Source organism: Enterobacter cloacae complex sp. SHL022 (assembly GCF_049237785.1).
Lineage (GTDB): Bacteria > Pseudomonadota > Gammaproteobacteria > Enterobacterales > Enterobacteriaceae > Enterobacter > Enterobacter hormaechei_C.
Genome location: NZ_JBMKJH010000004.1, coordinates 239515 through 258022, shown reverse-complemented (window position 1 = coordinate 258022; position 18508 = coordinate 239515). Strand labels below are relative to the sequence as shown.

Here is an 18508-nt window from a genome sequence, read left to right as displayed (position 1 = left end):
CATGTTTCACCGTTTATGGACACTGATCCGCAAAGAGCTGCAATCCCTGCTGCGCGAGCCGCAGACCCGCGCCATTCTGGTGCTGCCGGTGCTGCTTCAGGTTGTACTGTTTCCGTTTGCCGCCACGCTGGAGGTCACCAACGCCACCATCGCCATTTACAACGAAGACAATGGCAAGCATTCCGTCGAGCTGACGCAGCGTTTCGCCCGCGCCAAAGCCTTTACCCATGTCCTGCTGCTGCAAAGCCCGCAGGCGATCCAGCCCACCATCGACACGCAGAAAGCATTATTGCTGGTGCGCTTCCCGGCGGATTTCTCCCGCAATCTGGATACCTTCCAGACCGCGCCGATGCAGCTGATCCTCGACGGGCGTAACTCCAACAGCGCCCAGATTGCGGCCAACTACCTCCAGCAGGTGGTGAAGGACTACCAGCAGGAGCTGATGGACGGCAAACCTAAGCCCAACAACAGCGAGCTGGTGGTGCGCAACTGGTACAACCCGAATCTGGACTACAAGTGGTTTGTGGTGCCGTCGCTGATCGCCATGATCACCACCATCGGGGTGATGATCGTCACCTCGCTGTCCGTGGCACGCGAACGTGAGCAAGGTACGCTGGATCAGCTGCTGGTCTCGCCGCTCGCCACCTGGCAGATATTTGTCGGCAAGGCGGTGCCGGCACTGATTGTCGCGACGTTCCAGGCCACCATCGTGCTGGGGGTGGGAATATGGGCGTACCAGATCCCGTTTGCCGGATCGCTGGCGCTGTTTTACTTCACGATGGTGATTTACGGGCTGTCGCTGGTGGGGTTTGGGCTGCTGATCTCCGCACTATGCTCAACGCAGCAGCAGGCGTTTATTGGGGTGTTTGTCTTTATGATGCCGGCGATTTTGCTTTCTGGGTACGTTTCGCCAGTGGAGAACATGCCGGTGTGGTTACAGGATTTGACGTGGATAAACCCGATTCGTCACTTCACGGATATCACCAAGCAGATCTATCTGAAGGATGCGAGTCTGGATATTGTGTGGGGAAGTTTGTGGCCGCTACTGGTCATCGCGGCCACTACGGGCTCAGTGGCCTATGCGATGTTTAGACGAAACATCGCGTAGCTTTTTCTCTTTGGTGAGCAACGACACCACCGCGGGTCCTGCGAGGATAGCCAGACCCGCCAGGGCCAGCAGCAGGTTGTTTTGCAGCACGCGTGACAACAGCCACAGGACGATCATTGCCGCACCAAAATACCAGGTGGTGGTGAGCTCTTCGAGCACATCTCCCACTTCGCGCCAGCGCGCGTCGTGATGACGCTGTAAAAACAGCATCGACAGCACGGTCACGCCGTAAACCACGCATAACCCTAAGCCAACACGCACCAGCGTGCCGCTCATCCAGCCCATCACCAGTACGGCCACGACCAGTAAATGCAACATTATCTGCCAGCAACTCAAACCGGTTGCGACACGAACGCGTTGTTGCCACTTCATGGCTTCTCTCCTGAAGGATTTTTCTCTGCTAATTCAGACTACCGCACTTTACGGAAAATTCCGTAACGCCGCATCTTTTTGTGACGCCTACTACACTTTATTTTCATCGGGATAGTCACCCAGGAAGGTGTTTATGAGCAAAAAAACGCAGCATTTCTCGCTTAAGGTGCTGACGATAAACATTCATAAGGGCTTCACAGCATTTAACCGCCGCTTCATTTTACCGGAGCTGCGCGACGCGGTGCGCACCGTCAGCGCCGATATTGTCTGCCTCCAGGAGGTCATGGGCGCGCATGAAGTGCACCCGATGCATTTCGAAAACTGGCCCGACACGCCCCACTACGAGTTTCTGGCGGATACCATGTGGAGCGATTACGCCTACGGGCGCAATGCGGTCTACCCGGAGGGGCATCACGGTAACGCGGTGCTGTCGCGTTTTCCTATCGAGCATTATGAGAACCGGGACGTCTCCGTTGGCGAGAGTGAAAAACGCGGGCTGTTATACTGTCGTATCACCCCCCCAGAGCTCGATTTTCCCATTCATGTAGGCTGTGTTCATCTTGGCCTGCGTGAAGCCCACCGTCAGGCCCAGCTACAGATGCTGGCAGACTGGACAAATGCGCTGCCGGAGGGCGAGCCCGTGGTGGTGGCCGGTGATTTCAACGACTGGCGACAGCGTGCCAACCATCCGCTGAAGGTGAATGCGGGGCTGGAGGAGATTTTCACCCGCGCACGCGGTCGTCCCGCGCGAACGTTTCCGGTGCGCTTCCCCCTGCTGCGCCTTGACCGTATCTACGTAAAAAATGCCCACGCCAGCAGCCCGACGGCGCTGGCTTTACTCAACTGGCGACATCTCTCCGACCATGCCCCACTCAGCGCGGAGATCCACTTATGAAATGCACATGGCAGGAAGGTAACCGTATTACGCTGCTGGAAAATGGCGATAACTATTATCCGGCGGTTTTTGAGGCGATTAGCCACGCACAGCAGAAAGTCTTTCTGGAAACGTTCATCTGGTTTGAAGATGACGTGGGCAGGCAGTTGCATAGCGCACTGCTGCATGCCGCTCGTCGCGGTATAAAAATCGAGGTCCTGCTCGACGGATATGGTTCGCCGGATCTCAGCGACGAATTTGTTAACGAGCTCACCGCCGCAGGGGTGGTGTTCCGCTATTACGATCCCGGCCCGCGTCTGTTCGGCATGCGCACCAACCTGTTCCGCCGTATGCACCGCAAAATTGTGGTGGTGGATGAAACGGTGGCCTTCGTTGGCGGCATTAACTACTCCGCCGAGCATATGTCGGATTACGGTCCCGAAGCGAAACAGGACTACGCGATCCGTATCGAAGGGCCGGTAGTGCAGGACATCCAGCTGTTCGTGCTGGAAAACTTACCCGGCAAGGAGGCCGTCCGCCGCTGGTGGCGACGCCGTCACCGCCCGGAGGAGAACCGCAAGCCCGGCGAGGCGCAGGCCCTGTTCGTCTGGCGTGATAACGAGGAGCATCGGGACGATATCGAGCGTCATTACCTGAAGATGCTGGCGAACGCGAAGCGCGAGGTGATTATCGCCAACGCCTATTTCTTCCCCGGTTACCGGATTTTGCATGCCATGCGCAACGCGGCCCGACGCGGCGTGAGCGTGAAGCTTATCGTGCAGGGGGAGCCCGATATGCCGATTGTGAAGGTGGGCGCGCGTCTGCTCTATCGCTATCTGGTCAAAAGCGGCGTGCAGATCTATGAATATCGCCGCCGCCCGCTGCACGGCAAAGTCGCCGTGATGGACGATCACTGGGCGACCGTCGGCTCCAGTAACCTCGATCCACTGAGCTTATCGCTTAATCTGGAAGCGAACCTCATCATCCACGATCGCCAGTTTAATCACACCCTGCGCGATAACCTTCAGGGTCTTATTAATAAAGACTGCGTGCGTGTGGATGAGTCCATGGTGCCGAAACGGAGCTGGTGGAACGTGGGCATCGGCGTGGTGGTGTTCCACTTCCTGCGCCACTTCCCGGCCATGGTGGGCTGGCTGCCCGCGCATACGCCGAAACTGGCGCTGGTGGATCCGCCTGTGCAACCCGAAATGGAAACCCAGGACCGCGTAGAGGCGGAAGATGGAGGGAAAACCTGATGTCGAAATCTCATCCTCGCTGGCGGCTGGCGAAAAAAATCCTGACCTGGCTGTTCTTTATTGCCGTCGCGGTCCTGCTGGTGGTGTATGCCCAGAAGGTGGACTGGGAAGAGGTGTGGAAAGTTATTCGCAACTACAACCGGACAGTCCTGCTGGGTGCCGTTGGGCTGGTGATTGTGAGCTACCTGATGTACGGCTGCTATGACCTGCTGGGACGCGCCTACTGCGGGCATAAGCTTGCCAAACGGCAGGTTATGCTGGTGTCATTCATCTGCTACGCCTTTAACCTGACGCTGAGCACCTGGGTGGGCGGGATTGGTATGCGCTATCGCCTGTACTCCCGCCTTGGCTTACCGGGCGGCACCATTACGCGTATTTTCTCCTTAAGCATCACCACCAACTGGCTGGGGTATATTCTGCTGGGCGGGGTGATTTTCACCATCGGCGTGGTGCAGCTGCCTGCGCACTGGTACATCGATGAGGCCACTCTGCGCATTCTGGGCATCGTACTGCTGCTGATCATCGCGGCCTACCTGTGGGCCTGCGCCTTTGCCAAACGTCGTCACATGACCATTAAAGGCCAGAAGCTGGTGCTGCCGTCATGGAAGTTTGCCGTCCTGCAAATGGTGGTTTCCAGCGCCAACTGGATGGCGATGGGGGCCATTATCTGGCTGTTAATTGGCGAAGATGTGAATTACTTCTTTGTGCTGGGCGTGTTGCTGGTAAGCAGTATTGCCGGGGTGATTGTGCATATTCCGGCGGGTATTGGCGTACTGGAAGCGGTGTTTATCGCGCTGCTTGCGGGGGAGCATGTGTCTCACGGGACGATTATCGCCGCCCTGCTCGCGTACCGCATGATCTACTACTTCCTGCCGCTGGCGCTGGCAACGGTCTGTTATCTGGTGCTGGAGAGTCGGGCGAAGAAGCTGCGCGCGAAGAACGAGAAGGCGATGGCAAAATAAAAGCAAATCGGCAACGAAGTTGCCGTTTTTAGGGTTTGTTCCCTCTCCCTGTGGGAGAGGGTCAGGGTGAGGGCATCAGACAGCGCCACCCTCACTAACGACGGTTGCCGAAGATACGCAGCAGCATCAGGAACAGGTTGATGAAGTCCAGATAAAGCGTCAACGCGCCCAGAATCGAGTATTTGCGCAGGTTTGAACTGTCACGAACATCAATTTGCTCACCGATGTTTTTCAGCTTCTGGGTGTCGTAGGCGGTTAAGCCCACGAAGATCACCACCCCGATATAGGTCACCGCCCACATCAGCGCGTCACTCTTCAGCCACAGGTTCACCAGCGACGCCAGCACAATCCCAATCAGCCCCATAAACAGCATGTTGCCGAAGCCGCTCAGGTCACGTTTGGTGGTGTAGCCGTACAGGCTCATCACACCGAACATCCCGCCGGTCACCACAAAGGTGCTGGCGATGGAGGAGTAGGTGTAAACGATGAAAATACTGGAAAGCGTCAGCCCGGTCAGCGCCGAATAGAGCATAAACAGCGTGGTCGCCATACCCGAGCTGAGCTTGTGCACCAGCCCGGAGAGCACAAATACCAGCGCCAGTTGCGCAATAATCAGCCCAAAGAAGGTGATTTTGCTGGAGAAGATAAACATCATCAGTTCAGGCGTGTTTGCCGCATACCACGCGATAAACGCGGTAAGCAGCAGGCCAACCGTCATCCAGCCATATACCTGAGCCATGTAGGTTTGCAGCCCGCTACGGGTCTGCTGAACTATCGAATCGGAACGCGGAAATCGGTCCATGATTCACTCCTGATTAAGTAAACACACACGTTAAGACTAACACATCCACGTAAACCTGTTACCAACGGCTGGCGGCATGCTTATCGCTGTCGCGTGATTCCACCCAGCGCTCACCTTCCGGCGTCGCTTCACGTTTCCAGAACGGCGCTTTGGTTTTAAGATAATCCATGATGAACTCCCCCGCCGCAAACGCACTCCCGCGATGGGCGCTGGTGACGCCGACAAACACAATCTCTTCGCCGGGCCACATTTCGCCGATGCGATGGATAACCGTAACGCGACCCAGCGGCCAGCGGCCTCGCGCCTCTTCGACAATGGCCGCCAGTGATTTTTCGGTCATCCCCGGATAGTGCTCCAGCGTCAGCGCTTTTACGCTGTCGCCGAGATTATGATTACGCACTTTCCCGGTAAACGTCACGACCGCGCCGTCTTCATCGCGCTCTGCCAGCCAGCTGTATTCGGTACCGACGCTAAAGCGCTCAGGGCCGACCAGAATTCGGGTTTCCGTCATCCTAACCCCCTGTGACCGGCGGGAAGAAGGCCACTTCGTCCCCATCGGCCAGCGGGTGGGTCAACTCCACCAGCGTCTGATTCACGGCGGCCAGCAGTTTGCCTTCATCCAGCGCCAGCGCCCAACGGTCGCCCTGCGCCGCCAGATGCGCACGCAGGGCGGCGACGTTTTCGAAAGAGCCGTCCAGCGTCAGGCTGTCGGTATTGACCAGCTCACGGACATGGGCAAAAAAGAGCACCTTAATCATGGCTTTCCACCTTAAAATCACCGGATTTGCCGCCGCTTTTTGCCAACAGACGCACCGGGCCAATCACCATATCTTTCTGCACCGCTTTACACATGTCGTAGATGGTCAGCGCCGCCACGGAGGCCGCCGTCAACGCCTCCATCTCCACGCCGGTTTTCCCGGTTAAGCGGCACAAGGACTCGATACGCACGCGATTATGCGCCGGCTGCGCCTGCAAATTTACCTCCACTTTGCTGAGCATCAGCGGATGGCAGAGCGGAATGAGGTCCCAGGTACGTTTAGCGGCCTGAATACCAGCGATACGGGCGGTGGCAAACACATCACCCTTGTGATGGCTGCCGTCGATAATCATCGCCAGCGTCTCCGGCAGCATGGTGATGAACGCTTCAGCACGCGCCTCGCGCACCGTTTCGGCTTTGGCGGAGACATCCACCATATGCGCTTCGCCAGCGGCGTTTATGTGGGTCAGTTGTGACATAGCTTATTTCTTTAAATGGGGATGGAAGTTACACGGACGGGTACGAGCATCCAGCTGCGGGGCAATAATGTTTTCCCACGCGGTGCGGCAGGCTTTGGTCGACCCCGGCATGGCGAAGATCAGCGTCTTGTTCGCCACCCCCGCGACAGCACGGGACTGAAGCGTAGAGGTACCAATCTCTTCAAACGAGAGCATGCGGAACACTTCGCCGAAGCCTTCCACTTCGCGATCGAACAGCGGGAGCAGCGCTTCCGGCGCCTGGTCGCCTGCGGTAAAGCCGGTGCCGCCAGTGATCAGCACCACCTGGACGTCATCGTTCGCAATCCACTGTGAGACCTGAGCGCGAATGGCGTAACGGTTTTCTTTGACGATCGCTTTATCAACAATCTGGTGTCCGGCTTCGTGTGCCGCCTCGCGCAGCCAGTGGCCGGAGGTATCATCCTCTTCACCACGACGTTCGGAAACGGTAAGAATAGCAATGCGTGTCGGGATAAATTCCGCGCTTACTTGACTCATCTTCTGGTTCCTTCTAAAGCCTGATTACCCGCCGATATAGGACAGGTTCTGAGTAATGCCGGTGTTGCCCTGATGCAGGAAATGGGTCTGCTTTTTGTGCGTCAGCGCCTCGGAAATGCGTGCTTCAAGCGCGTCCTGTTGAGCGTCATCTTCCAGCAAATCGCGCAGATCGACGCCGCCATCCCCGAACAGGCAAAGATGGAGCTTGCCAACGGAGGAGACACGCAGGCGGTTGCAGCTGGCACAGAAGTCTTTTTCATAGGGCATGATCAGGCCGATTTCGCCTTCATAATCCGGATGACAAAAAACCTGCGCCGGGCCATCGCTGCGCTGGCGGATCTGATGGATCCAGCCGCGTTTCAGCAGCTCGTCGCGCAACACCATGCCGGAAATATGGTGACGGCGGAACAGCTCGCTGCCCTCGCCCGTTTCCATCAGCTCGATAAAACGCAGTTGAATGGGACGGGATTTAATCCACGCCAGGAAGGTGTCCAGCTGATGGTGGTTTACGTCGCGCATCAGCACCGTGTTGACTTTGACTTTTTCGAACCCGGCGGTAAACGCCGCATCGATGCCGTCCATCACCTGGCGGAACTTGTCCTGACCGGTAATGGCGTGAAACTGCCGGGCATCAAGGCTGTCCACGCTGACGTTGATCGCCGTCAGCCCCGCATCGCGCCAGTTCGCCACGTCACGCGCCATGCGGTAACCGTTGGTGGTCACCGCGATCTGGCGGATACGTTCGTTTTCACGCACGGCGGCAATAATGTCAGGGAAATCACGACGCAGGGAGGGCTCTCCCCCGGTAAGACGCACTTTTTCCGTGCCGAGTTCCGAGAACGCACGCGTAACGCGGCGTACTTCATCCACGGAGAGAAAGCCATTATTGGTGACGCTGCCCGGCTTGTAGCCATCGGGCAGGCAGTAGGTGCAACGGAAGTTGCACACATCGGTAATCGACAGACGCAAGTAGTAAAACTTACGCGCGAAAGCATCAGTAAGTTGTGAAGCCATGTACACCTTTCCAGATCGGGAGGCACAGTCATTTCTTTCTGTACCCTGGTGGCAAATCCGCCACGGCCAGGGCGCCATATCTCTCGACACAGGCGCCAGGGCTAGAGTGTATGTTTTCAGTTTTGAAAACGTGGTTATGGCGATAGTAGCGTGGAAATCGCCACTTCGCCATTGTCGCTTATCGCTATATAAATTTATACATAACGATGTTATCGTGCATTTTCACTACAGAATACGCAAAAACAGCGCTTTCGCATTGATATACGTCATTATGGATTGTGAGAGGCATCGTCTTTTAGGAGTAGTTGCGTTACTGTGACGCAAGCTTAACAGGATAAGGAATAGGTATGCGCAATCGCACTTTTGCGGATCTGGACCGCGTGGTCGCTCTTGGCGGAGGTCACGGGCTGGGACGGGTTATGTCGTCGTTATCGTCACTGGGCTCACGCCTGACGGGCATCGTGACAACAACGGACAACGGCGGCTCAACCGGGCGGATCAGACGTGCTGAAGGCGGGATAGCCTGGGGCGACATGCGCAACTGCCTCAACCAGCTCATCACTGAGCCAAGCGTGGCCTCGGCGATGTTTGAGTACCGTTTTGGCGGGAATGGCGAACTTTCAGGCCATAACCTTGGAAATCTGATGTTAAAGGCGCTGGATCACCTGAGCGTGCGCCCTCTGGAAGCGATCAATTTAATTCGTAACCTGCTAAAAGTGGATGCGTTCCTGATCCCAATGTCCGAACAGCCGGTAGATTTGATGGCGATCGATGCTGACGATCACGAAGTGTATGGTGAAGTGAATATCGACCAGCTTCTTCTGCCGCCAAAAGAGCTGATGACCTACCCCAGCGTACCCGCAACGCGTGAAGCGGTAGAAGCGATTGGCGAGGCCGATCTGATCCTGATTGGGCCGGGAAGTTTTTACACCAGCCTGATGCCGATCCTGCTGGTGAAAGAGCTGGCGCAGGCGCTGCGCAGAACGCCTGCGCCCATGGTCTATATCGGTAATTTAGGCCGCGAACTCAGCCCGGCGGCGGCAAGCCTGTCGCTGGCGGATAAGCTGGACCTGATGGAACAGTACGTTGGTAAGAAAATTATCGATGGTGTCGTGGTCGGGCCGAAAGTGGATGTATCGGGGATTGGCGATCGCGTGGTGGTGCAGGAGCCGCTGGAAGCCAGCGATATTAAATATCGCCACGACCGCCATCTGTTGCGCGAGGCGCTGGAAAAGGCGATTCAGGCATTAGGTTAGGTTCGTTTTGTGCGGCCTGATGCCCTCACCCCGGCCCTCTCCCACAGGGAGAGGGAGAAAACGCCACCGGGCAAAAAACTACGATGCCGCAATAAACAGATCCCGCAGCTGATGCAGCTGATCGCGGATTTGCGCAGCCTCTTCGAACTCCAGGTTCTGCGCATGCTGCATCATCTGCCCTTCCAGCTCGTGGATCTTCTGCTGCAACGCTTTCGGCGTCAGCGCGACGGTATCCTCTTCCACCACTGAACGGGCCTTGCCGCGGCCTTTCGCTTTAGTCTTCGCAATGTTCTGACCCAGCGCCAGGATATCCACCACCTTCTTGTTCAACCCCTGCGGCGTGATGCCGTGCTCTTCGTTATAGCGCTGCTGCTTCTCGCGACGACGTTCCGTTTCGCCAATCGCTTTGGCCATCGACGGGGTGATTTTATCCCCGTACAGGATCGCCTTCCCGTTGACGTTACGCGCGGCGCGGCCAATGGTCTGGATCAGCGAGCGCTCGGAACGCAGGAAGCCCTCTTTGTCCGCGTCCAGAATCGCCACCAGCGACACCTCAGGCATATCCAGCCCTTCTCGCAGAAGGTTAATCCCTACCAGCACGTCGAACTCGCCCAGACGCAGATCGCGGATGATCTCCATACGCTCCACGGTATCGATATCCGAGTGCAGATACCGCACCTTCTCACCGTGTTCTTCCAGATACTCCGTCAAATCTTCCGCCATACGTTTGGTGAGCGTGGTAACCAGCACGCGCTCGTTGATGGCGGAACGGGCACGTATTTCCGAGAGCAGATCGTCCACCTGCGTCGCCACCGGACGCACCTCGATAATCGGATCCAGCAGCCCGGTCGGACGCACCACCTGGTCCACCACGTCATCACCGGATTTTTCCAGCTCGTAGTTGCCCGGCGTCGCCGATACGTAGATGGTCTGCGGAGCAAGCGCCTCAAATTCTTCAAACTTCATCGGACGGTTGTCCAGCGCTGACGGCAGTCGGAACCCGTACTCCACCAGCGTCTCTTTACGCGCGCGGTCACCGCGGTACATCCCGCCGATCTGGGGGATCGTAACGTGGGATTCGTCGATCACCAGCAGGCCGTCCGCCGGAAGGTAGTCAAACAGCGTCGGCGGCGCTTCGCCCGGCCCGCGCCCGGAGAGGTAGCGCGAGTAGTTTTCGATGCCGGAGCAGTAGCCCAGCTCGTTCATCATCTCCAGATCGAACTGGGTACGCTGGCTCAGGCGTTGCTCTTCCAGCAGCTTATTGTTCGCCAGCAGCACCTTGCGGCGGTCCGCCAGCTCAATTTTGATCTCTTCCATCGCCTGCACGATACGCTCGCGTGGCGTCACGTAGTGCGTTTTCGGGTAGATGGTGAAGCGCTGGATCACCGACTCGACGTGACCGGTCAACGGATCGAACAGCGACAGGCGTTCAACCTCTTCGTCGAACAGCTCCACGCGCAGCGCCATGTCGTCCGATTCCGCCGGGAAGATATCAATCACCTCGCCACGCACGCGGAAGGTCCCGCGCTGGAACGCCTGATCGTTACGGGTGTACTGCAACTCCGCCAGACGGCGCAAAATCGCCCGCTGATCGATGATCATCCCCTGCGTCAGGTGCAGCATCATCTTGAGATAGAGATCCGGATCGCCCAGGCCGTAGATCGCCGACACCGAGGCCACCACCACCACATCACGACGCTCCAGCAGCGCCTTGGTCGCCGACAAACGCATCTGCTCGATATGTTCGTTCACCGAGGCATCTTTCTCGATAAACGTGTCGGAGCTGGGAACGTAGGCTTCCGGCTGGTAGTAGTCGTAGTAGGAGACGAAATACTCCACCGCGTTTTCCGGGAAGAACTCTTTCATCTCACCATACAGCTGCGCCGCCAGCGTTTTGTTCGGCGCGAGGACCATCGTCGGACGCTGGAGATCGGCAATGACGTTGGCAATGGTGAAGGTTTTGCCCGAACCGGTAACCCCCAGCAGGGTCTGGTGCGCCAGCCCGTCCTCCAGCCCCTCTTCCAGGCGACGAATAGCCTCGGGCTGATCCCCGGAAGGACGGAAAGCAGAATTCAGTTTAAACGGTTTACTCATGGGCGACGACCTGATGACAGAATAAGCGGCAGGTGAGTAATTTTACTCGTTGTGGCCAGGATTGCCAGTAAAAAACACTGGATGAAAAACCAGTAGCGTGTCAGGATATTTAGCGTAGCGCAGAGAGGATTAGTGCGTTCGCGAGCCAAATTTCGACTGTGACAAAATAAAACACCAGCCTCAGGGGGTTATCCCCAGAACTATTACTTTTTTAACATTTGTCAAGGGCGGTTATGAAAGTTTTATGGCAACAGGTGTCGCTGGCGTTGAGGGAATTGCTTTTATCTAATTCGTTAAAAAATAAAGACTAATTTATTAAGCCGCGTTTCCCATCAATTTGGTCGTAACCCGCGTATTCTCTCGCTTATCGCGTGTTTTCTAACTCTAATGCACAAGGTTATCCACAGGAATAGTGGATAACTGCCTCCAGCCCGTACAGCATGCACTTCAGCAAATTCCCGGTTTTTCCCACGAAGCGGCAGTAAAAAATTTTTATCACTCTTTTTTGCCTGGAAAACGTTCATTTTTTCATAAGCAACTGGCGAGATCTTAATCACAATTCCGTCATTTCTCCTGCACCACGATTCGACATACGCGGCACCGGGAGTGTGCAATTCCTATAAACGTTCAGCTTTTGATAGTGAGTCATTCCTAAAAATGGCCTTTTTTTGATCATTATGAAGTTCCTGGCAGGCGTTTTGCAGACATCACTCTTGCATCACCCCACACATTTTTAAGGAGAGAAAGATGTTGAGTCTGCGTGCTGTAAATCAGTTTTACGGAAGCCAACATACGCTATGGAACGTGAATATCGATTTCCCGCAAGGCATCTGTACGGGCATTGTTGGCCTGCCTGGCATGGGTAAATCCACGCTTATGAACTGCATTACCGGAAAGGTGCCCGTCGAGAGCGGCACCATCATCTGGCACGAGGCTGGCGCGCCGCCGCGTAATTTGCTCAGCCCTGCGTCAGCATTCACGGCGCCGCCGACGATAGGCTACGTCCCGCAGGATCGGCGGATATTTTCCCAGCTGACCGTCGATGAAAATCTGCATATCGCTATGCGGGCGACGGGGAAACTCGACCCGACATCAAAAAATGACGTGTACGCCCTGTTTCCGGAGCTCTATCCGCTGCGACAGAGCCGTGCCTCTGCGCTGTCCCCCGACGACCAGTATCAGCTGGCTCTCGCCAGTGCGCTGGTTAATCGCCCGCGCGTGTTGATTCTGGATGAGCCCATGTATGGCGCAGGGCACGGTTTCGCGCGCAGGCTGGGGCAGCTGCTGGTGCGGCTGAATCGGGAGCTGGGAATGACGGTGCTGTTAGCTGAGCAACAGCTGTCGTTTATCCGCCGGGTAGCGGATCGTTTCTGCATGCTCTATCGCGGGCGTAACGTGGCACAGGGCCACGTTAACGAGCTGGATGACGACCTTATTGCGCACTGGATGGCGCGGGACATAAGGCGCTAAGGTCAAGATAGCGTCCGGTTTCCGCCTGCTCTGCGCCGTCGGCAAGCCACGGGATCTCGCCGAGAAACGGCGCAGGCAGCCCCCGCTTCAGCGTCGCCAGGTACTCAGCATGACGTTTACCCGGCGCAACCACGTCATTGGCAATCCACCCTGCCAGACGCAACCCGGCCTGCTGCACGGCCTGAGCGGTCAGCATGGCGTGATTGATACAGCCAAGCTTCACGCCGACCACCAGAATGACCGGAAGCTGCTCGGCCTGCACCCAGTCAGCAAATGTCTGCTCGTCGGACAGCGGGGTAAACCAGCCGCCAGCCCCCTCCACCAGCACCCAGTCGGCCTGCGTTTCCAGGTCGCGTAACCCGGAAGAGAGCACCGAAAAATCAATCGGACGATCTTCATCGGCGCTGACGATGTGCGGCGAGGTGGGTTCAGCAAAGGTATAGGGGTTCACCGCAGAATAGGCCAGCGCAAGGCTGCTATTACGCTGTAGCGCCAGCGCATCGGTATTGCGTAAGCCTTCCGGCGTCATCTCGCTGCCGGAGGCTACGGGCTTATACCCGGCAGTTGTTTTCCCCAGCAGACGCGCCGCCTGCAACAGCGCGGCGCTGGCAACCGTTTTACCGATTTCAGTGTCCGTGCCGGTAACAAAATAACGTTCAGTCACGTTCAATAATCCCATGAAAAAGATGATAAGAGAGCGGGAACCGGCCCCGCTCCTGCGGCCAGGTCAGCTCGAGACGCTGGAGTTGGCCGCGGGTAAGGGGTTTCTTCTCCCGTCCGGCGTGCAGGTGCGTCGCGCCTATGCCCTTAAGCGATCGCATGGCGCTTAACGCATCGCTAAATTCGAGGGTGACGGTCTGGACCACGCTGCGATAGCGCCAGCCTGCCAGCGCCTGAGTGACCTGTTCGTGCGAGAGAAACCGGTTGGCATGAGGCTGTGCATCCACTGCCCTCCACGCCTGATTCAGCTCCGGCAACGAACTTTCCAGCAGGGTGGTAAAGGCCACCGCTCCGCCGGGCCGCGCCACGCGGTATAACTCGCGTAGGGCCTGCGGCAGGCTGGCGCACCACTGCACCGCCAGATGGCTCCAGACGAGGTCAAACAGCGCATCCTCCAGCGGGATGGCCTCGATATCGGCCACCAGATAACGGTCTGCTGACTGCTGCTGGCGGGCTTCATCCAGCATCTGCGCGGATAAATCCAGCGCCGTGACGTGGCTACCTGTTGCGCGCCAGTAACGGCTATTGCCACCTGGCCCGCAGCCTGCGTCGAGCACCTGCGCAAAACGCCCGTCACCGAGCGCGGCCAGCAGCCCGCGGGCGCTCAGGCGTTGCAGCTCATCGTGCTGTGAATAGCTTTGCGCTGCCCGGCCAAACGCGGCGGCAACGGCCTGTTTATTGACGAGAGACATACAGTGCCTCCAGAAGCGTATCGATATCCTGCGGCTCATGCGCTGCCGTGAGCGTCAGACGCAAGCGCGCGGTGCCTGGTGGCACGGTGGGTGGGCGGATCGCCGTGACCCACTGCCCGCATTCTCGTAGCGCCTGTGCCACCATCAGCGCCCGATGGTTTTCACCCACAATTACGGGCTGAATGGCGCTGTGCGAGTCGGTAAGCCGGTAAGACAGCTCGCTTATCCCCCGGCGAAAACGCTGAATATGGTCGGCCAGGCGCGCCCGGCGTTCAGCGCCGTCTTCGCCGCGGATCACCGCAAGCGACGCAGAGAGCGCCACGGCCTGCGCCGGGGGCATGCTGGTGCTGTAGATCAGGTGACGGGCGAACTGCACCAGGTAATCGGCCACCGGCTCGCTGCACAACACCGCGGCGCCGCTGACGCCGAAGCCTTTGCCGAAGGTGACCACCAGCAGTTCCGGCCTGACGCGTTGCTGGTGCGCGCTTCCGCGCCCCTCCTCGCCGGTGACGCCAATGCCGTGGGCATCGTCGACCAGCAGCCAGGCGTTCTGCTGTTTTGCGACGTCATGCAAGGTGGCAAGGGGCGCGCTGTCGCCGTCCATGCTGAATACCCCTTCCGTCACCGCCAGCTGAAGCCCAGAACAGGGTTTACCCAGCAGAACGTTCAGCTGAGAGGCATTGTTATGGGCAAAACGCCGCAGCTGCGCCGGGCTGAGACTGGCCGCTTCAAGCAGAGACGCGTGGCTCAGGCGGTCCGCGACGATGCGGTCATCTTTGCCCATCAGGGCGGCAATCACCGCCTGATTCGCGGCAAAACCGGAGATAAACAGCAGCGCCCGCGGGTAGCCCAGCCAGTCGGCCAGCTCTTCCTCCAGCGCCTGATGCGCCGTGGTGTAGCCGCTGACGTGCCCGGAGCCGCCGCTGCCCACGCCGTAACGATCCGCGCCCTGCTGCCAGGCGCGAACGATCTGCGGGTGCTGGCTCAGTCCCAGATAATCGTTGCTGGAGAAATTACAGAACCGCTCTCCTTCCCGGGTGAGAAAACGGCCTGCACCGTTTTCCACTACCCTGCGCACCCGAAACGCATCCGCCGCCCGCCGCTCGTCGAGCGCGGTCCTGATACGTGCCTGCCAGGTCATACGGCTGCCGCGTTGTAGAACTGGTCGGTGTCGGCGTTAAAAATCTGCTGCTCCAGCTGCTGCTGTTGCTCGTTATCCCCCGCCTGTACCCCGGTCTGGTGTGGGTTCAGCCCCAGCTTGCGGAACAGCTGGACATCTTTGTCCTCTTCCGGGTTTGGCGTGGTCAGCAGTTTACAGCCGTAGAAGATGGAGTTGGCCCCGGCCATGAAGCACATCGCCTGGGTCTGCTCGCTCATCTGCTCGCGACCGGCAGAGAGGCGAACGTAAGAGGTCGGCATCATGATGCGCGCCACCGCGATGGTGCGGATGAAATCGAAGGCATCCACGTCCTCGTTATCCGCCAGCGGCGTCCCTTTTACCTTCACCAGCATGTTGATGGGCACGCTTTCCGGCGGGGTCGGCAGGTTTGCCAGCTGTAACAGCAGGCCGGCACGATCTTTTACCGTCTCGCCCAGTCCCACGATCCCGCCGGAACAGACCTTGATCCCCGCATCACGCACTTTATCCAGCGTGTCCAGACGCTCCTGATAGGTGCGCGTGGTGATGATGTTGCCGTAGAACTCCGGCGAAGTATCGAGGTTGTGGTTGTAGTAATCCAGCCCCGCCGCCGAGAGACGCTGCGCCTGCTCCTCGTTCAGCGTACCCAGGGTCATGCAGGCTTCAAGCCCCATCTCCTTCACCCCCTTCACCATCTGCTCCAGATAGGGCATGTCGCGGTCATGCGGATTTTTCCACGCCGCGCCCATGCAGAAGCGGGTCGAGCCAGCGTTTTTGGCCTTGCGCGCGGAGTCGAGCACCTGCTCCACTTCCATCAGGCGCTCGGATTCGAGACCGGTTTTATAGCGCGCGCTTTGTGGGCAATATTTGCAGTCTTCCGGGCAAGCCCCGGTTTTGATCGACAGCAGCGTGCTGACCTGAACATGACGCGGATCGAAGTGCTGGCGGTGCACCTGTTGCGCCTCAAACATCAGCTCCAGGAAAGGTTTATTGAATAATTCAGTGACTTGCGACATCGTCCAGCGTGCGTGGTGAGCCATCGGGCTTCTCCAAAGGGTTTTGTTAATTGTCGGTTCGGTTTATACTTGTAAACCTAAAACTTTTCAAAATGGTTTACAAGTCGATTATGACCCAGGACGATCTCGCCTTCGACAAGCAGCATATCTGGCACCCTTACACCTCCACGACCCGCCCCCTTCCCGTCTATCCGGTAGCCTCTGCCCACGGCTGCGAGCTGCATCTCGCCAGCGGCGAGCGGCTTGTTGACGGGATGTCCTCCTGGTGGGCGGCGATCCATGGCTACAACCACCCGCGTCTGAACGCGGCGATGAAAGCGCAGATTGACCAGATGTCACACGTGATGTTTGGCGGGATCACGCACCAGCCCGCGGTGGATTTATGCCGTCGCCTGGTAGCGATGACGCCTGAATCGCTGGAGTGTGTTTTCCTGGCCGACTCCGGCTCGGTGGCCGTGGAAGTAGCGATGAAAATGGCGTTGCAGTACTGGCATGCGAAGGGCGAAACGCGCCAGCGGTTCCTCACCTTCCGCAACGGCTATCACGGCGACACCTTCGGGGCGATGTCGGTGTGCGATCCGGACAACTCCATGCACAGCCTGTGGAAAGGCTACCTGCCGGAAAACCTGTTTGCGCCAGCCCCGCAGAGCCGCTTCGACGGCGAATGGGACGAGATGGACATGGTGGGCTTCGCGCGGCTGATGGCGGCCCATCGCCACGAGATTGCCGCCGTTATTCTCGAACCGATTGTGCAGGGCGCGGGCGGAATGCGGATCTATCACCCCGAGTGGCTGAAGCGCATTCGGAAGATGTGCGACCGCGAAGGAATTTTGCTGATTGCCGATGAGATCGCCACCGGCTTTGGCCGTACCGGGAAGCTGTTTGCCTGCGAGCATGCGGGGATCGCGCCGGATATTCTGTGCCTGGGGAAAGCGCTCACCGGCGGCACCATGACGCTCTCCGCCACGCTTACCACGCGCCAGGTTGCCGACACCATCAGCGACGGTGACGCGGGCTGCTTTATGCACGGCCCGACGTTTATGGGCAACCCGCTGGCCTGCGCCGTGGCAAGCGAAAGCCTCGCCATTCTGGAGAGCGGCGCGTGGCAGACGCAGGTGGCGGCGATTGAGGCGCAGCTGAAGCAGCAGTTAAGCGCGGCGGCGGAGGCGGAATACGTCGCGGACGTCCGCGTACTGGGCGCCATCGGGGTAATCGAGACAACGCATCCGGTGAACATGGCCGCGTTGCAGCGCTTCTTCGTTGACCAGGGCGTGTGGGTGCGACCTTTCGGTAAGCTGATTTACCTCATGCCGCCGTACAGCATTTCTGCGGATCAGCTCCGCAAGCTGACCGGGGCAGTGGTTGAAGCCGTTAACACTTCAGCGCATTTCGCGATTTAACCCCATGCGTTACACTTTCTGAATGAGTGAGTAACGAGGAAAATCGGATGAAAATCATCAGTAAAGATTTGCGCGACGGCGAAAAGCTGCCGGAACGTCACGTGTTTAACGGGATGGGTTATCAGGGGGATAATATCTCTCCCCATCTGGCGTGGGACGATGTACCAGCGGGAACCAAAAGTTTTGTTGTGACCTGCTACGATCCGGATGCGCCAACCGGGTCGGGCTGGTGGCACTGGATCGTGGCAAACCTGCCCGCCGACACGCGCGTATTACCGCAGGGCTCCGGTTCCGATCTGGTTGCTCTGCCTGACGGTGCGATTCAGACGCGCACTGACTTTGGCAAAGCGGGCTACGGCGGCGCGGCGCCGCCAAAAGGGGAAACGCACCGCTATATCTTCACCGTGCACGCGCTGGATGTGGACAAGATTGAGGTCGACGAAGGGGCGAGCGGCGCGATGGTAGGCTTTAACGTGCATTTCCATTCGCTGGGTAGCGCGTCGATTACGGCGATGTATTCGTAATCGTGCGGGCTGATGCCCTCACCCCGGCCCTCTCCCACAGGGAGAGGGTTAGGGTGAG

The 18508-nt window shown here is 58.1% G+C and carries 20 protein-coding genes and 1 riboswitch; of the genes, 8 read left to right on the top strand and 12 right to left on the bottom strand.

What is annotated here, in order from left to right:
* The first annotated feature begins 1 nt into the window (after position 1).
* Positions 2-1108, top strand: coding sequence for an ABC transporter permease (locus tag ACOTZD_RS10575; protein ID WP_003858497.1), 1107 nt, complete (start codon positions 2-4; stop codon positions 1106-1108).
* On the opposite strand, the gene ACOTZD_RS10570 is transcribed toward ACOTZD_RS10575, so the two are convergent.
* Positions 1070-1480: a YbhQ family protein gene (locus tag ACOTZD_RS10570; protein ID WP_003858499.1), complete on the bottom strand. Its 411-nt coding sequence runs from the start codon at positions 1478-1480 to the stop codon at positions 1070-1072. The genes ACOTZD_RS10575 and ACOTZD_RS10570 overlap by 39 nt on opposite strands.
* A gap of 133 nt (positions 1481-1613) precedes the next feature.
* Here ACOTZD_RS10570 and ACOTZD_RS10565 point away from each other — a divergent pair, with 133 nt between their 5' ends.
* Genes ACOTZD_RS10565 through ACOTZD_RS10555 form a run of 3 tightly spaced genes read left to right on the top strand, consistent with a single transcriptional unit; the run spans position 1614 to position 4572 of the window.
* Positions 1614-2375, top strand: coding sequence for an endonuclease/exonuclease/phosphatase family protein (locus ACOTZD_RS10565; RefSeq protein WP_023315668.1), 762 nt, complete (start codon positions 1614-1616; stop codon positions 2373-2375).
* The gene (clsB, locus tag ACOTZD_RS10560; protein ID WP_003858503.1) at positions 2372-3610 is read left to right on the top strand and encodes a cardiolipin synthase ClsB; all 1239 of its coding nucleotides are present in this window, start codon (positions 2372-2374) and stop codon (positions 3608-3610) included. The genes ACOTZD_RS10565 and clsB overlap by 4 nt, the downstream gene beginning before the upstream one ends.
* Positions 3610-4572, top strand: coding sequence for a lysylphosphatidylglycerol synthase domain-containing protein (locus ACOTZD_RS10555; RefSeq protein WP_003858505.1), 963 nt, complete (start codon positions 3610-3612; stop codon positions 4570-4572). Before clsB ends, ACOTZD_RS10555 begins: the two co-directional genes overlap by 1 nt.
* A gap of 94 nt (positions 4573-4666) precedes the next feature.
* Here the strand turns inward: ACOTZD_RS10555 and ACOTZD_RS10550 are convergent, their stop codons facing one another.
* From ACOTZD_RS10550 to moaA, 6 genes are all read right to left on the bottom strand, one after another.
* Positions 4667-5374, bottom strand: coding sequence for a Bax inhibitor-1/YccA family protein (locus tag ACOTZD_RS10550; RefSeq protein WP_003858508.1), 708 nt, complete (start codon positions 5372-5374; stop codon positions 4667-4669).
* A gap of 58 nt (positions 5375-5432) precedes the next feature.
* Entirely contained in the window at positions 5433-5885 is a 453-nt protein-coding gene (gene moaE / locus ACOTZD_RS10545) for a molybdopterin synthase catalytic subunit MoaE (protein WP_003858509.1), read from the bottom strand.
* A gap of 1 nt (position 5886) precedes the next feature.
* Entirely contained in the window at positions 5887-6132 is a 246-nt protein-coding gene (gene moaD / locus ACOTZD_RS10540; RefSeq protein WP_174402011.1) for a molybdopterin synthase sulfur carrier subunit, read from the bottom strand.
* On the bottom strand, positions 6125-6610 hold the full coding sequence (gene moaC, locus ACOTZD_RS10535; RefSeq protein WP_003858511.1) for a cyclic pyranopterin monophosphate synthase MoaC: 486 nt from the start codon (positions 6608-6610) through the stop codon (positions 6125-6127). The genes moaD and moaC overlap by 8 nt, the downstream gene beginning before the upstream one ends.
* Positions 6611-6613: 3 nt before the next feature.
* Positions 6614-7126, bottom strand: coding sequence for a molybdenum cofactor biosynthesis protein B (moaB, locus tag ACOTZD_RS10530; RefSeq protein ID WP_003858514.1), 513 nt, complete (start codon positions 7124-7126; stop codon positions 6614-6616).
* 24 nt (positions 7127-7150) lie between these two features.
* Positions 7151-8140 (bottom strand): GTP 3',8-cyclase MoaA, encoded by a 990-nt coding sequence (moaA, locus tag ACOTZD_RS10525; protein WP_023315666.1) that lies wholly within the window; start codon positions 8138-8140, stop codon positions 7151-7153.
* Positions 8128-8261: riboswitch (molybdenum cofactor riboswitch) on the bottom strand. (Overlaps the previous gene by 13 nt.)
* Positions 8262-8487: 226 nt before the next feature.
* On the opposite strand from moaA, the gene yvcK reads away from it, so the two are divergent.
* Positions 8488-9396: a uridine diphosphate-N-acetylglucosamine-binding protein YvcK gene (gene yvcK, locus ACOTZD_RS10520; RefSeq protein WP_023299636.1), complete on the top strand. Its 909-nt coding sequence runs from the start codon at positions 8488-8490 to the stop codon at positions 9394-9396.
* A 78-nt stretch (positions 9397-9474) separates the two neighbouring features.
* Here the strand turns inward: yvcK and uvrB are convergent, their stop codons facing one another.
* On the bottom strand, positions 9475-11490 hold the full coding sequence (gene uvrB, locus ACOTZD_RS10515) for an excinuclease ABC subunit UvrB (RefSeq protein WP_003858519.1): 2016 nt from the start codon (positions 11488-11490) through the stop codon (positions 9475-9477).
* A 747-nt stretch (positions 11491-12237) separates the two neighbouring features.
* Here uvrB and ACOTZD_RS10510 point away from each other — a divergent pair.
* Positions 12238-12960 carry an ABC transporter ATP-binding protein gene (locus ACOTZD_RS10510; protein ID WP_063944402.1) on the top strand — a complete coding sequence of 241 codons (723 nt, stop codon included), beginning with the start codon at positions 12238-12240 and terminating at the stop codon, positions 12958-12960.
* Here the strand turns inward: ACOTZD_RS10510 and bioD are convergent.
* Genes bioD through bioB form a run of 4 tightly spaced genes read right to left on the bottom strand, consistent with a single transcriptional unit; the run spans position 12923 to position 16550 of the window.
* Positions 12923-13624, bottom strand: a complete 702-nt coding sequence (gene bioD, locus ACOTZD_RS10505; RefSeq protein ID WP_174402010.1) for a dethiobiotin synthase — start codon at positions 13622-13624, stop codon at positions 12923-12925. The two genes, ACOTZD_RS10510 and bioD, sit on opposite strands and share 38 nt — an antisense overlap.
* Positions 13617-14372: a malonyl-ACP O-methyltransferase BioC gene (gene bioC, locus ACOTZD_RS10500; protein ID WP_174402009.1), complete on the bottom strand. Its 756-nt coding sequence runs from the start codon at positions 14370-14372 to the stop codon at positions 13617-13619. Before bioC ends, bioD begins: the two co-directional genes overlap by 8 nt.
* On the bottom strand, positions 14356-15513 hold the full coding sequence (bioF, locus tag ACOTZD_RS10495) for an 8-amino-7-oxononanoate synthase (RefSeq protein ID WP_174402008.1): 1158 nt from the start codon (positions 15511-15513) through the stop codon (positions 14356-14358). Before bioF ends, bioC begins: the two co-directional genes overlap by 17 nt.
* Complete coding sequence (gene bioB, locus ACOTZD_RS10490) at positions 15510-16550, bottom strand: biotin synthase BioB (protein WP_017384942.1); 1041 nt, start codon at positions 16548-16550, stop codon at positions 15510-15512. The genes bioF and bioB overlap by 4 nt, the downstream gene beginning before the upstream one ends.
* An 86-nt stretch (positions 16551-16636) precedes the next feature.
* On the opposite strand from bioB, the gene bioA reads away from it, so the two are divergent.
* Both bioA and ACOTZD_RS10480 read left to right on the top strand, forming a co-directional pair.
* Complete coding sequence (gene bioA / locus ACOTZD_RS10485) at positions 16637-17926, top strand: adenosylmethionine--8-amino-7-oxononanoate transaminase (RefSeq protein WP_032628176.1); 1290 nt, start codon at positions 16637-16639, stop codon at positions 17924-17926.
* Positions 17927-17973: 47 nt separating this feature from the next.
* A complete protein-coding gene (locus tag ACOTZD_RS10480; RefSeq protein WP_003858531.1) occupies positions 17974-18450 on the top strand; it encodes a kinase inhibitor in 477 nt (158 codons plus the stop codon).
* The last annotated feature ends 58 nt before the right edge of the window (positions 18451-18508 follow it).